Source organism: Nocardiopsis nanhaiensis, assembly GCF_054778635.1.
In genome coordinates this window covers 24,778-37,422 of the sequence record NZ_BAAGZJ010000079.1, presented here as the reverse complement: position 1 = coordinate 37,422, position 12,645 = coordinate 24,778, and the positions used below count along the sequence as shown (strand labels likewise).

Here is a 12,645-nt window from a genome sequence, read left to right as displayed (position 1 = left end):
GCTGGACGCATGAGTCGAGGGGTGCTGCTGAAGGTGCCCGTTGGAGGAGTCTCACGGTTGCCGTGATGCGCGGAACGGGCAAGGCATAGCCTGACCAAGATGAACCCTCAGTGATCCACCGGTCACTACTACACTTTCATGGTGAACTGGAGATTCTCTAAAGTCAAGTGAATCAAAGAATCTCCAGTCAGATTTGCTAGGTTGTCCTCATGAAGCCTTCCTTCAGCCCGACCATCCGCCGACGGCGCCTGGCTCGCATACTCCGAGATCTCCGCGAAGAATCCGGACAAACATTAGATATCGCCTCAAAAAAGTCAGGGATCCCTAGGGCCACTTTGGGGAAATTGGAGACCGCTGACCTCAAGCGCATCCGTGCGGCGCACCTCGATGCGCTGGCCCAGCTGTATGAGGTAGACGAGGAAGCCTGGAAGGGTCTGCACCAGTTGGCCAAGGACGCGAACGAGCGCGGCTGGTGGTCGAAGTACAAGGATGTCTTCAAGGCGACCGGGCTACCCTCGTTCGAGGTGGAGGCTTCTCACATCCGCGTCTATGAAACACAGGTGGTCCCTGGGCTTCTCCAGACTTCTCAGTACATTCGAGCTGTCTTTACTGGGACCAGCGCTTTCCCGGAGGAGAGGGTTCAACGCCATGTTGACGCGAGGATGGAGCGGCAGGCGATCTTGGATCGGCTCTACCCACCCGAGTACGTAGCCATCATTGACGAATCCGCACTGCGACGTCAGGCGGGGGGCCCTGGGGTCATGCGTGAGCAGCTTCTCCACCTGGCGGACATGGCACTGCGTCCTCGTATCACGATCCATGTCTTGCCGTTCTCTACCGGTCTTCATGCCGCAACGCTGGGCGCCTTCCAGATCATGGACTTCCCAGAGCCCAGGGATCCCACCGTTGGCTACGCCGAGATTCCCACGTCTACCATTTACGTTGAAGGGGACGAGGAGATTGACCGTTATGAAGCGATGTGGCGTGAGGTGCACAACTCTGCGTTGACCGCTGCCCAGTCCATAGACTTCCTCAACGACTTGAGCACATCGCTGGAAGGTAAATCATGACAACCTTGAGGTTCCACAAGAGCAGCTTCAGTGGTGCCGGTGAGAACTGTGTGGAAGTCGCACACATCCCGACCGACTTCCACAAGAGCAGCCACAGCGGCGCAAGTGAAAACTGTGTGGAGGTGGCCGAGCTCCCCTGTGGTGCGGCCCTCCGCGACTCGAAACACCCCACCGCCGGGCACCTCCCCTTCCCCGCTTCCGAGTGGACCGGCTTCCTCAGAACCGCCCTCTCCCGCTGACCCGAGACGCAACCCGGCCACGGCAGCACACCTTGGCCGGGACCAGACGCTCTCGGGAGGATCCGGCTCGGTCAACCACCGAGCCGGATCCCCACCAACCCGTACAGTCGGCTTAGGGAACCGCTGCCCAGCCCGGAAGTCGTAGATCCACAACAGCCTGCCGCTGCTCGCAAGAGGTCCGGCAGTTCGGATACGATCCGGCCAGCTGACGAGGGCGACCCCACCCCTGCTCAGCTCAGATACCCGGTGCTGGGCGCGGCAGCGGGCGCACGGACCACCGAGGCACCTCGGGCCGCGCCCCACCGTCCGGACACCGCGGTTGGAGCTTCCGTAGGCCCTGCCCGCAGCGGACGCCGACTTTCGTCGGGGTACGGGTTGGTTCGCGAGGCCGATGTTTCCCGGGCTCCGGCTCCCTAGCTTTGTTGTCACACCGAGCAACGGTGCGACACCAGAGCGAAAGGGTTGGGTATGTTCGACAGCCGCAAGAGCCGGACCGGCCGTCACCGTGGCCGCGGAACGGTGCTCGCCGGGTTGGCCGGGGCCGGGGCACTCCTGGGGGCCACCGCCCTGGCTACTCCGGCCGGGGCGGTCATCGGTGGAAGCGACGCCAGCGAAGAGTACGGGTTCGTGGCGGCCCTGTACGACGACAACGGCGTGCACCTGTGCGGGGGCGCCCTGGTGGACGAGGGGTGGGTCCTCACCGCGGCGCACTGCACCGAACCGGAACAGCTCACCGTGCGTGTGGGCAGCACCGACCAGACCGAAGGCGGGAGCGAGCGCGAGGTCACCGAGGTCGTCGAACACCCCGACTTCGAGGCGATCGACGTGGGCGACGACCCCGACTACGAGTTCTCGCAGTACCTCCTGTACGACGACCTGGCGCTGCTGAAGCTGGACTCCCCGGTCGAGCAGACCCCCATCGGCATCGCCGACGACTCCGCCGCTCCCGGGGCCGAGGTGCGCACCATGGGGTGGGGGATGCTCGACGAGTTCGGCGAGGAAGGCAAGCCGGACGTCCTGCAGGAGCTGGACACCGAAATCGTCGACCTGGACCGCTGCGCTGAGGTGGACGCCGGCAGCGACCTGTGCTCCGAACACCCCACTGAGGAGGCCCAGGCCTGCACGGGCGACTCCGGCGGCCCCGCGGTGCGCGGCGAGGAAGGCGGCTGGGAGCTGATCGGGGTGAACAGCCGCGACGGCGACTTCGACGAGAACCCGCTCTGTGTCGGACCTATGGTCTTCACCGACCCCGTCGCGCACGCCGACTGGATCCATTCCACGATCGCGGACGGTGCCGCACCGCAGGCCCCCCGCGGTTGACCGACCAACGGCAGGAGAGCCCCGGGTGGGCGGTGGAGCTCGGCGTTCTACCGGTGAGGCGCCCGGTTGGGGATCCCCAGCCGGGCGCTTCGCGTGTGCGGGGTTGTGCGGGGTTTCGGGCCCACACGCCGCACCCGTCCACCTCAGCTCAACCGCCGCAGCAGCCCGCCGTCTCGGCAGCGGCGGGGACGAGCACGTCTTCGGCCTTGCCGCGCTGGCCGCTGTCGGCCTTGACCACGTACACCTCCCACGGCTCCTTGCCGGGGCCGTGCACCCACACCTTGTCCTGGACGGCGTAGCAGCACGAGGTGTCGTTCTCCTCGAAGGTGGCCAGGCCCGCTTCCTTGAGCCGGTCAGCGGCTGCGTCGACCTTGGCGGTGGACTCCACTTCCACGCCCAGGTGGTCCAGCCGGGTCTCCTGGCCGGGCTCGCCCTCGATGAGGACGAGCTTGAGCGGGGGCTCGGCGATGGCGAAGTTGGCGTAGCCCGGACGGCGCTTGGCGGGCTCGACGCCGAAGAGCTTGGAGTAGAACAGGACCGACGTCTCGACGTCGGCGACGTTGAGGGCGAGCTGGACACGGGACACGGGAACCTCCGCAGGACTTGTATCGAAGTATGTCGATTTAAGGTTGCGTCCTGTTTTGATTCTTGTCAATATAGATGCATGTCGAATCAAGAGGGCGGGGCCACCGCGCAGCAGGGCTCTGTCGCGGACTGCTGCCCCGGTCTACTGAACACCCCGCTGGACGAGGGCGAGTCCGTGGAGCTGGCCCGGGTCTTCAAGGCCTTGGGCGACCCCGTGCGGCTGCGACTGCTGTCGATCATCGCCTCCCGCAACGGCGGAGAAGTCTGCGTGTGCGACCTGACGCCCGCCTTCGACCTGTCCCAACCCACCGTCTCCCACCACCTCAAACTGCTGCGCGAGGCCGGGCTCATCGCCGCGGAGCGGCGCGGCACCTGGGTGTACTACCGGCTGCTCCCCCAGGCGACCGACCGCCTGGCCGCGGTTCTGACCCGCCGCACCACTCAGGTTGCCGGTGCGTGAACGCCCCGACGGGAGGTACTGCGGCACCCTGGTCCAGACACACAGCGGGCACGGCACCTCCCGGTACCGTGCCCGCCCGCATTGCCAGACGGCAGGATCAACCATCCGCTCCCAGTCGCCCTAGTCCAGGCTCAGCGCCTTGACCAGGTCCCCCACCGCCGGGTTGGGAAGGACGCGTGCGATGTCAGCGGTCGTGACCATACCGACCAGGGTGGTGCCGTCGATGACCGGGAGCCTCTTGACCCCGTGCGCCAGCATGGTGTTCAAGACTTCGTCGACGGGGTCGTCCGCTCCCACCGTCGCGGCCTCCCCCTGGTTCAACCCGCCCGACGGTTCGCCGAGCCGCTTCCCACGGGCGAGCCCCCGCACGACGATGTCGCGGTCGGTCAGCACACCCTTGAGCTGGCCGTCCTGACCGCAGATGGGCAGGGCCCCTACCTGGTCACCGGCCATGAGCTCAGCTGCCTTCTGCAATGAGTCGTCTGTACCGATGCAACGCGGATCGGGTGTCATGACCTCTCGGACCGTGGTCAGTGCCATCTCGAATCCTCTCCCTCCGTGTGATGTCCGCGCTGTTCAGCGCGGGTGCGGTGCCTTGTTGACGGGTAGCTGCGCGGGTCCTGCGGCCTGGGTGTAGCGGTGCACGGTGACGCGCAGCAGACCGTCGGCGAAAGCGACCTCGATATCCTCGCTGTGGACCCCCTGGGCCAAGGCGATGCTGCGGCGGAAGCGGCCCCAGCTGAGTTCCTTGGTGTAGTAGGAGAAGAGCTCGTGTTCACCGTCCCGCAGACGACGCTGCCCGGCGATGGTCAGGTAAGGCTCCACGAAGCTGACCTCTATGTCCTGCTCGTCGACCCCTGACAACCCCGCGTAGATGACCAGCTGATCGCCGAAGACGGCGATGTCCACCGAAGGGACCCAGGCATTGGCGTGGGAACGTGCTTCCCACTCCGGTTGGGAATCAAGGCCGTGCATGTGGTCCGCTATGCGGTTCATCTCGCTCACGAAATCGACGACTCCGGTGAACGGGTTGTAGCGGGACTTCTCCCCTCTGGCCATGGCCACCTCCCACATTTCCGTGCGCATGCAGAACACACCGCGCTACCTGAGCGATTCAATGGTCAGCCCGTGGCAGCTCTGCGCCCTCAGGCCCAGGGCGAGGACCTGCCGCGCTCCTGGCTGTGGAGCACTGCTTTGGCCGTGTACTGCCTGAGCAGCCCGTGGACCCCTGCTACCCCGGTCAGCCTCCGACGACACAAGTTCGCTCGGGCTTACCAGCTGACGGCGGCGACTCGCCGAAACCGGGCTGTGGGTCGCGCGGTCAGTGGTAGGTGACATCAAGCGGGTGGTTCTGCGGCCCAGGTGACCAGGCTCATTCAGCTGGTCTATCGGAGCCGATACGCCGACCGCTGGGTGTGCAGACCTTGGCCGGCGGCTTAGCGGGTGGGATCGATGATGGTCATCCCGGCGACGGTGGCCTGGTCGAATCCTGGAAGCAGTTTCGCGGCCTCGTCGAGGCCGATGGTGCGTTCGGTGAGTCGCTGTGGCTGCAAGGCGCCTTGCGCGATGAGGGCCATCATGTCCGGGTAGTCGACCGCGGCCATTCCGTGGCTGCCGCGCAGGTCGAGTTCCCAGCCGATCACCCGTTCCATCGGGACCCTGGGGTGACCCTCGACCGGGGGCAGCAGGCCGACCTGGACGTGTCGGCCGCGTCTGCGCAGTCCGAGGATCGCGTCGGCACAGGTCTGCTCACTGCCCACGGCATCGACCGCGACATGGCTGCCACCGCCGGTCAGTTCGCTGATGGCCGCAGGGATGTCCGTGCCGTCCGCGACGAGGGCGTGTTCGGCACCCAGCTCCCGCGCGACGGCAAGGGCTTCGGGGTGGCGGTCCACGGCGATCACCCGGGCACCCAGCGCGCGGGCGATCATGATCGCGCTGAGCCCGACCCCGCCGGCACCGATGACGGTCACCCACTCGCCCTCGCCGAGGTCGGCACGGCCGGCCAGGGCCCGGTAGGCGGTGGCGAACCGGCACCCGAGTCCGGCAGCGGTAGCGAAATCCACGTGTTCGGGGACCGCCACCAGGTTCGCATCGGCGGCGTGCAGGGCCACGTATTCCGCGAACGACCCCCAGTGGGTGAAGCCCGGCTGCTGCTGATCGGGGCAGATCTGTGCCTGCCCGGCCCGGCACCACTCACAGTGACCGCAGCCGCACACGAACGGCACCGTTACCCGGTCTCCGGGTTTCCACCGTTCCACCTGTGCGCCGGACTCGACGACGACGCCCGCCAGTTCGTGTCCGGGCACGTGCGGAAAGGTGATGTCCTCATGACCGGCCCAGGCGTGCCAATCGCTGCGACACATCCCGGTCGCCATCACCTGTACCAGCACCCCGTCCTCGGGCACCGCCGGCACTGCCACTGAACGAACCTCCGGGCGGGCCTGGGCCGCCTTCAACACCACCGCGCGCATCGCCCCATTGTTTCGCACCGGGTTTCCCGAGACTCCGGCACGTACCGGGTTTGGAGTACGCCCAGCGCACTGAGCCTTGAGCACCTCCCATACGCCCCTGCGGAACTCGGGTTTCCGGAGATCGGGGGCCAGAGCCCACCGAAGCCGAACCGGCACCACGCCCCCTCAGAACCGCTTCTCTGCGACAGAGCCAAGAAACCACGGTGCTCACACCGGCACAGCAGAGCACGACGCGATCCAGGACCCGTGCGGGACTTCTACTGGGGTTGCCTTCCGGACTGGGGTTCCCTCCTGCGCTGGGGTTCCCTCCTGCGCTGGGGTTCCCTCCTGCGCTGGGGTTCCCTCCTGCGCTGGGGTTCCCTCCTTTCCCGCCGCCCGATTGTGGCCGTCTCCGCTGCGCGCCTCAAGGTCGTCGCCATCGAGCGCTTCGCGCATCAACGGCGCTCCACCTTGACCCGCTCCGCTACGACGGCGGGTTGGCGGCTATCGGGAAAGGGGGGCGCGTGGTCGAGGTCCGAGCGGGACCAACACGGCCTTCGGCCGAACCCCTCGGGCTTCGCCCGACCCCTCGGCCTGGCGGCCGATGCCTACCCCTACGCCGGAGCGTTGACGCCTGGCGGTGTCACGGCCGGTCATTCACCCCTGCGAAAACCGAACCCCGAACAGCGGTCGGCCTTCGGCCGGTGGGCCACTGCACCGGAGCACACCGGTTGAGGGTGTCGCGGCCGGTCACGGTGGGCAGCGCGAAACACCGGGGCGGTCTCGAGTGGTACCGGTGTGTGGTGAACCCCCCAGTTGGAGTCAAAAACGAGGGTGACCGTGACTCCAGGAAGGGGGTTGGGCTGGCTCCGGGTCCCCGTCCGAGTCCTCCCCCTTGTTGTTGCGGTTGCGGTGGGAGGGACGGCCCTGCCAGGTGGACTGGTCGGGGTTGGTCTCCCTCCGGTACTTGAGCCGGTTGTGGTCTGAGCAGAGTGGCTGAATGTTGTCCGCGCTGGTGGACCCACCGGCCGAGAAGCTGATCTTGTGGTCGGCCTCCGACCCACTGGCCGGGAAGTTGCAGCCCTGGGGCCAAGCGCAGGTGGTGTGACCGAACAGCCCCGCATCCCGCAGAGCACCCGTCGCGTCGCGCTGGGTGCGGCCCACGTCCAACACCCGGTCACCCTTGGGGGAGGTGATCATCCGGCGCAGCACACTGTTGGGGGCCAGGGCACGGACCGCGGCCATGGAGACCACCTGCCCATCCTGCGTCACCGCCGGGCCCGCACCCTCGGTCTGGTTCTGGAGGCCGAGGAAAGTGGGCAGGGGCACCATGATGTTGATCATCGCCACCGCAGCACGCTTGCGACCCGTGCGCCCCTTCCCCTGGCCGTCCCCGCCCCCGGCACCCTCAGCACTCTCGCTGGGGTCGGTGGGGTTGGTCGCGGACCGGACCAGGTTCATGAACGCGTCATACATCCGCTCCGAAGCCGACACGTGCAGCCTCTCGGGGTCATACTCCGACTCGTGGGCCTTGAGCACACACCTAAGCTCCTCGGCGTGCTCACCCGGACCCCAGGCCTCGAACATGAACGTGGCATCAAAGGTGCGCACCAGGCGTGCACCACGGGCGTCGAAGGCGGCCTGGTACTGCTCCTCCACCACCGCCGGGTTGTACTGGGCCAGCAGCTCCCGGCCCAGCCGGGCGATGTCGGAGGTCGACATCGACGGCTCCTTGGCCTTGGAAGCCAGAATCCCGGCCTCCACCATCCGCCGGAAGAGGCCAGCATCCGGGTAGCGGCCAGTGTTGCGCGCCCCCACCGCCTTATCAGCGGCCTTGCACACCGCCACCGCCTCACCGATCGACAACAACCCAGAGTCCAGGCCCTGGCGGGTGGCGGGAAGCTCCTGGGCGAACAACCGGCGGGCCAGCTCGGCGCGCCCGTTGGCCTCAACGGGGGCCATCCCCACCGAGTAGATCAGCCAGTTCTGCACCGACCTCTGCCCACCCGCCTCCAACAACGTCCCGGCCGCCTCCAGCTGCGCCAACCGCAGCAGCATCGAAAGCTGGGCCTGCTCCATGTCCTCGAACACCTGAGAAATCACATCCAGGACCTCACCAACTGCTCCGGTCGGGGGTACCTCCGCCATCTCCACGGTGATCTTTCCCCGGGCAGCACCCATGGCGGAAACGGCGGGGGTGTTTCCCGCCGTGTTCCCGCACTGCCCGAAAGAAAAAGTCATACCCTAAGGATATCAAGAAAGGCACAGAAAGGACCTATCCCGGAGGTGATAACACCCTTACCCGACCACACTGACCCACATTTCCCTCCTCTGGGAAAAAGCCACTGGGAAAGGAGCGACCAGCCTTGTGTGCATTCTTAGACAAAGCGGACAAATGTGTTCTAGCATGGGAATGATCTTGCCACCAGTAGCAAGATCATCGGGGTTTTCGCCGCGCACAGTGACCGGCCGCGACACCCGACCCGTCGACGCTCCGGCGCAGTGGCCCACCGGCCACAGGCCGTGCTGTTCGGGGTCCGCTGCCCACAGTGACCAGCCGCGACACCCGACCCGTCGACGCTCCGGCGCAGGGGCAGGCACCGGCCGCCAGGCCGACAGAATCCGTTTTTCGGGCGGAGCCCGAATTCGCCACGGACCTCGACCACCCTTCCCCCTTTCCCGATAGCCGCCAACCCGCCGTCGTAGCGGAGCGGGTCAAGGTGGAGCGCCGTTGACGCGCGAAGCGCTCGATGGCGACGACCTTGACGCGCGCAGCGGAGACGGCCACAATTTTGCGGCGGGAAAGGAGGGCACCGTCACTCAACAGAGAAAGCACAGCCGAAATCTGGATCGCTTCGACGAGCGTGAAGTGTGTTCGACGGGCTGACAGCGGGACCGTTCTACGAACTGGGACATGAAGAGGCCCCGTTCTGAGCGCGGGTCCTACTGCGAATGATGTACCACCCGGCACTGTCACACGGTTGCGCGGTCGTCATTGCAGAGGGCTTCCGTCGCAGGAGGCTTCCGCGCCGGTGTCCAGTCCGACGTCTTGGCGCCGCTCCAGCAGGACGGTGTCGCGCCAGTGGCCGTGGTGTTGGGCGATGCGCTCGCGTACGCCCACGGTTCGGAAACCCGCTTGGTGGTGCAGGGCCAGGCTGGCGCGGTTCTCGGGGAAGACCGAGGTCTGGAGTGTCCACAGCCCGCCCGTGTCGGCCTCGGTGACCTGGCGGTAGAGCAGGGCCTTGCCCGCGCCGCGTCCACGGGCGTCTTCGGCGACGTAGACCGAGGTCTCGGCCACTCCCGCGTAGACCGCCCGGTCGGAGACCGGCGAGGCGGCGGCCCAGCCCACGACGGTCCCGTCTGCTTCGGCGACCCACTGGTGTCCCGGCAGCCACGTGGTCCGCAGGTCTCCCGGCTCGGGTGCCTCGGTCTCGAAGGTGGCGTGGCCGGTGGCGATGCCCTGGGCGTAGATCTCCCGCACCGCGTCCAGGTCCGTGTCGGCCATGGCGCGCGTGGTGACGTCGGCGGGCAGGTCGGTGGGGCAGCAGGGGCGTGCGTTGACCATGCCCATCACCGCGTCGGCGGCGTGGGGCAGGCCGGTGCAGCAGTCGGGGTTGACGGCGACCCGCGTGGAGGTGCCCACCTTGGTGAGGGTCACGAACCCCACGTCGGCGAGTTTGCGCAGGTGGTGGGAGACGGTGGGCTGGCGGACGTCCACCGCCTCGGCCAGCGCCCCCACGCTGACCGGCCCCGGGGTGGTGGCGATGGCGTGCAGGAGCTGGACGCGTACGGGTTCGGCCAGGCAGGCGAACCAGGCGGCGTAGGTCTCGGCGTCGGGTTGGGGCAGGGCTGGTGCGGTGGGCCCGGGTCGTGTCACGGTCATACCTCATTTTATCGATGACAATCTATGGTTGCTTCCATTGGTGGGCATCGATAGAGTCCCGAATGATTGATCCGAATCGATGAAAGGGGTGTGTCATGGCCGACGAACTTCCCGTGGTGGTGATCGGGGCAGGTCCCACAGGGCTGGCGGCGGCAGCGGAACTCGTGGCTCAGGATGTTCCGGTCCTGGTTCTGGAACGAGGGGACCGGGCCGGGGCAGCGGTGTCCGAATGGGGGCACGTGCGACTGTTCTCGATGTGGCGCGACCTGGTCGCCCCGGCCGCGGAGAAACTGCTCTCCGCCGCTGGCTGGCGGCGCCCGGACGGCGACGGGTACCCGACCGGACGCGAGTGGGTCGAGAGCTACCTCGCTCCCTTGGCAGAGACCCTCGGCGAGCGCGTGCGCTTCGGTGCGGAGGCCGCCGGGGTGAGCCGTCGGGGACGGGACCGGGTCCTGGACGCCGACCGCGAGGAACAGCCCTTCACCGTGCGCGTGCGGACCCGTGACGGCGAGGAGCGGCTGTCGGCCCGCGCGGTCGTGGACGCCTCCGGCACCTGGGGCGCACCCAACCCGGCCGGGGGTGACGGCCTGCCCGCCCTGGGCGAGAGCGCCGCGGCCGACCGGGTCACCTACCGGATCCCCGACCTGCGTGATGGGCAGACCCGCATGCGCTACGCCGGGCGGACCACCGCCGTGGTCGGGCGCGGGCATTCGGCGTTGACCGCGCTGGTGGCGTTGGCTTCACTGGCCAGGGACAGCCCGGGAACGAAGGCGGTGTGGGTGCTGCGGCGCGACGAGCTCGGGGACGCGTTCGGCGGAGGCGCGGACGACCAGCTCGCCGAACGGGGCGCGCTCGGTCAGCGCGCCCGCGCGGCTGTCGAGGCGGGGGAGGTCGAGGTGGTGACCGGGTTCCGCACCGCTGAGGTGCGACGGGTGGACGGCCGCCTGCTCCTGGTGGACGACGCCGGCCGGGAACTTGGGCCGGTGGATGAGATGGTGGTCCTGACCGGGTTCCGCCCCGACCTGTCCTGGCTGTCCGAGGTCCGCCTCGGCCTGGACCCCGCACTCCAGGCACCGGTGGAGCTGGCCCCGCTCATCGACCCCAACCAGCACTCGTGCGGAACCGTCTACCCGCACGGTGCGGCCGAGCTCGCCCATCCGGAGGAGGGGTTCTTCTTGGCGGGTATGAAGTCCTACGGGCGGGCCCCGACCTTCTTGGCGCTGACCGGGTACGAGCAGGTGCGCAGCATCGCCGCGCGGCTGGCCGGGGACCCGGAGTCCGCTGCCCGTGTGGAGCTGGTCCTTCCCGAGACCGGGGTCTGCTCCGGGGCCGGCGTTCCGGATCCGATCCCGTGACGTCCGAGTCCGGCCAGGCCTCGAGCGCGCCCGCCCCCACGGTGGCCGGGGCGCTCCGGGGCCTGGTCGCCCTGTGCATCACCATCACCACCGGCTACGGGGTGCTGTTCTACGCCTTTCCCGTGCTGGCGCCCAGTATCAGCAACGACACCGGATGGCCGCTGACCGCCGTGACCGCGCTGTTCTCCGCGTCCCAGGTCATCGCGGGGCTGGTGGGGATTCCGGTGGGGCGCTGGATCCAGGCCCGGGGTCCGCGCCCGGCGATGACGGCGTCGGCCGTGCTGGCGGTTCCCGCCGTCGTGGCCATCGCCCTGGCTCCGGACCTGTGGGTCTTCACCGCCGCCTGGCTGGTGGCGGGGACGGCGATGGCCGGGCTGTTCTACCCGCCGGCCTTCGCCGCCCTGACGCACTGGTACCGGGAGCGGAAGGTGCGGGCCCTGACCGCTCTGACCCTGGTCGCCGGGCTGTCCAGCACCGTCTTCGCCCCGTTGACCGCGGCCTTGGAAGGGGCCTGGGGGTGGCGGGGCGCCTACCTGGTGCTCGCGGTCGTTCTGCTGGTCGTGGTGGTGCCCCTGCACGCCTTCGCCCTGCCACGGGAGTGGTCTCCCGGCGGCGGAAGGGGGTCGAAGGGCCGCGGGGGGCGTGAGCGTGCGGTGCTGCGCGGCCGGGCGTTCTGGGCCGTGACGGCCGCCCTGACCCTGGGTTCCTTCACCGTCTACGCGGTGGTGGTGAACCTGGTCCCCCTCCTGGCGGAACGTGGCTTCGGTACGACGGAGGCTGCCTGGGCCCTGGGCGTGGGCGGTGTGGGCCAAGTCCTCGGCCGCCTGGTCTACGCCCCCGTGGAACGGGTGACCGGTCCGGTACTGCGCGCCGTGGCCGTGCTGGCGGCCTGCGCGGCCACCACCCTCCTCCTGGCCGCGGTGTCGGGCCCCTTGGCTCTGGTCCTGGTCGTCGCAGTGCTGGCGGGCATGGCCCGGGGCATCCTCACGCTCCTCCAGGCCACCGCCGTCTCCGACCGCTGGGGCACCAAGCACTACGCCACCCTCAACGCGGTGATGCACACGCCGCTCATGCTGGCGATCGCGCTCGCCCCGTGGGCGGGCACGGCGCTGGCCGGACCCCTGGGCGGCTACACGGAGGCGTTCGTGGCGCTGGGCGCGCTGGCCGCCCTCGGCGCTCTGGTCGCTCTGGCCACCCGCACCGGGAGCACGCGGCGGGACGCCACCCACCCCTGAACTTCCCTCTCCGGAACATCCCCCTCTTGAACGGCCTGCGCGTAC

Annotated in this window: 13 protein-coding genes; 7 read left to right on the top strand and 6 right to left on the bottom strand. The window is 68.4% G+C overall.

What is annotated here, in order from left to right; all coding sequences use genetic code 11:
* The first annotated feature begins 209 nt into the window (after positions 1 to 209).
* The 3 genes from ACYVD1_RS27740 (at position 210) to ACYVD1_RS27730 (ending at position 2,629) form a co-directional block, all read left to right on the top strand.
* Positions 210 to 1,070, top strand: a complete 861-nt coding sequence (locus ACYVD1_RS27740; protein ID WP_460777446.1) for a DUF5753 domain-containing protein — start codon at positions 210 to 212, stop codon at positions 1,068 to 1,070.
* The gene (locus ACYVD1_RS27735; RefSeq protein WP_460777445.1) at positions 1,067 to 1,309 is read left to right on the top strand and encodes a DUF397 domain-containing protein; all 243 of its coding nucleotides are present in this window, start codon (positions 1,067 to 1,069) and stop codon (positions 1,307 to 1,309) included. The genes ACYVD1_RS27740 and ACYVD1_RS27735 overlap by 4 nt, the downstream gene beginning before the upstream one ends.
* Before the next feature lie 468 nt (positions 1,310 to 1,777).
* A complete protein-coding gene (locus ACYVD1_RS27730; protein ID WP_460777444.1) occupies positions 1,778 to 2,629 on the top strand; it encodes a S1 family peptidase in 852 nt (283 codons plus the stop codon).
* A gap of 148 nt (positions 2,630 to 2,777) precedes the next feature.
* On the opposite strand, the gene ACYVD1_RS27725 is transcribed toward ACYVD1_RS27730, so the two are convergent.
* Entirely contained in the window at positions 2,778 to 3,215 is a 438-nt protein-coding gene (locus tag ACYVD1_RS27725) for an ArsI/CadI family heavy metal resistance metalloenzyme (protein WP_460777443.1), read from the bottom strand.
* Positions 3,216 to 3,293: 78 nt separating this feature from the next.
* Between ACYVD1_RS27725 and ACYVD1_RS27720 the strand changes: the two genes are divergently transcribed.
* Complete coding sequence (locus ACYVD1_RS27720; RefSeq protein WP_460777442.1) at positions 3,294 to 3,674, top strand: ArsR/SmtB family transcription factor; 381 nt, start codon at positions 3,294 to 3,296, stop codon at positions 3,672 to 3,674.
* 120 nt (positions 3,675 to 3,794) lie between these two features.
* On the opposite strand, the gene ACYVD1_RS27715 is transcribed toward ACYVD1_RS27720, so the two are convergent.
* The 4 genes from ACYVD1_RS27715 to ACYVD1_RS27700 form a co-directional block, all read right to left on the bottom strand.
* Positions 3,795 to 4,214: a CBS domain-containing protein gene (locus ACYVD1_RS27715; RefSeq protein ID WP_460777441.1), complete on the bottom strand. Its 420-nt coding sequence runs from the start codon at positions 4,212 to 4,214 to the stop codon at positions 3,795 to 3,797.
* 36 nt (positions 4,215 to 4,250) lie between these two features.
* Positions 4,251 to 4,760 (bottom strand): Hsp20/alpha crystallin family protein, encoded by a 510-nt coding sequence (locus tag ACYVD1_RS27710; RefSeq protein WP_460777440.1) that lies wholly within the window; start codon positions 4,758 to 4,760, stop codon positions 4,251 to 4,253.
* Between the two features lie 350 nt (positions 4,761 to 5,110).
* A complete protein-coding gene (locus tag ACYVD1_RS27705; RefSeq protein ID WP_460777438.1) occupies positions 5,111 to 6,148 on the bottom strand; it encodes a zinc-dependent alcohol dehydrogenase family protein in 1,038 nt (345 codons plus the stop codon).
* 801 nt (positions 6,149 to 6,949) lie between these two features.
* A complete protein-coding gene (locus ACYVD1_RS27700) occupies positions 6,950 to 8,368 on the bottom strand; it encodes an HNH endonuclease signature motif containing protein (RefSeq protein ID WP_460777437.1) in 1,419 nt (472 codons plus the stop codon).
* A gap of 490 nt (positions 8,369 to 8,858) precedes the next feature.
* Between ACYVD1_RS27700 and ACYVD1_RS27695 the strand changes: the two genes are divergently transcribed.
* Positions 8,859 to 9,014 carry a hypothetical protein gene (locus ACYVD1_RS27695; protein ID WP_460777436.1) on the top strand — a complete coding sequence of 52 codons (156 nt, stop codon included), beginning with the start codon at positions 8,859 to 8,861 and terminating at the stop codon, positions 9,012 to 9,014.
* 105 nt (positions 9,015 to 9,119) lie between these two features.
* On the opposite strand, the gene ACYVD1_RS27690 is transcribed toward ACYVD1_RS27695, so the two are convergent.
* On the bottom strand, positions 9,120 to 10,010 hold the full coding sequence (locus ACYVD1_RS27690) for a helix-turn-helix domain-containing GNAT family N-acetyltransferase (protein WP_460777435.1): 891 nt from the start codon (positions 10,008 to 10,010) through the stop codon (positions 9,120 to 9,122).
* 95 nt (positions 10,011 to 10,105) lie between these two features.
* On the opposite strand from ACYVD1_RS27690, the gene ACYVD1_RS27685 reads away from it, so the two are divergent.
* Both ACYVD1_RS27685 and ACYVD1_RS27680 read left to right on the top strand, forming a co-directional pair.
* Entirely contained in the window at positions 10,106 to 11,365 is a 1,260-nt protein-coding gene (locus tag ACYVD1_RS27685; RefSeq protein WP_460777434.1) for an NAD(P)-binding domain-containing protein, read from the top strand.
* Positions 11,362 to 12,600, top strand: a complete 1,239-nt coding sequence (locus tag ACYVD1_RS27680) for an MFS transporter (protein WP_460777433.1) — start codon at positions 11,362 to 11,364, stop codon at positions 12,598 to 12,600. The genes ACYVD1_RS27685 and ACYVD1_RS27680 overlap by 4 nt, the downstream gene beginning before the upstream one ends.
* Positions 12,601 to 12,645: the final 45 nt, after the last annotated feature.

Bases quoted from the DNA above. Each gene is read 5' to 3' on its own strand.
- ACYVD1_RS27740 (WP_460777446.1), top strand. From the start codon at position 210: ATGAAGCCTTCCTTCAGCCCGACCATCCGCCGACGGCGCCTGGCTCGC.
- ACYVD1_RS27735 (WP_460777445.1), top strand. From the start codon at position 1,067: ATGACAACCTTGAGGTTCCACAAGAGCAGCTTCAGTGGTGCCGGTGAG.
- ACYVD1_RS27730 (WP_460777444.1), top strand. From the start codon at position 1,778: ATGTTCGACAGCCGCAAGAGCCGGACCGGCCGTCACCGTGGCCGCGGA.
- ACYVD1_RS27720 (WP_460777442.1), top strand. From the start codon at position 3,294: ATGTCGAATCAAGAGGGCGGGGCCACCGCGCAGCAGGGCTCTGTCGCG.
- ACYVD1_RS27715 (WP_460777441.1), bottom strand. From the start codon at position 4,214: ATGGCACTGACCACGGTCCGAGAGGTCATGACACCCGATCCGCGTTGC.
- ACYVD1_RS27710 (WP_460777440.1), bottom strand. From the start codon at position 4,760: ATGCGCACGGAAATGTGGGAGGTGGCCATGGCCAGAGGGGAGAAGTCC.
- ACYVD1_RS27705 (WP_460777438.1), bottom strand. From the start codon at position 6,148: ATGCGCGCGGTGGTGTTGAAGGCGGCCCAGGCCCGCCCGGAGGTTCGT.
- ACYVD1_RS27700 (WP_460777437.1), bottom strand. From the start codon at position 8,368: ATGACTTTTTCTTTCGGGCAGTGCGGGAACACGGCGGGAAACACCCCC.
- ACYVD1_RS27690 (WP_460777435.1), bottom strand. From the start codon at position 10,010: ATGACCGTGACACGACCCGGGCCCACCGCACCAGCCCTGCCCCAACCC.
- ACYVD1_RS27685 (WP_460777434.1), top strand. From the start codon at position 10,106: ATGGCCGACGAACTTCCCGTGGTGGTGATCGGGGCAGGTCCCACAGGG.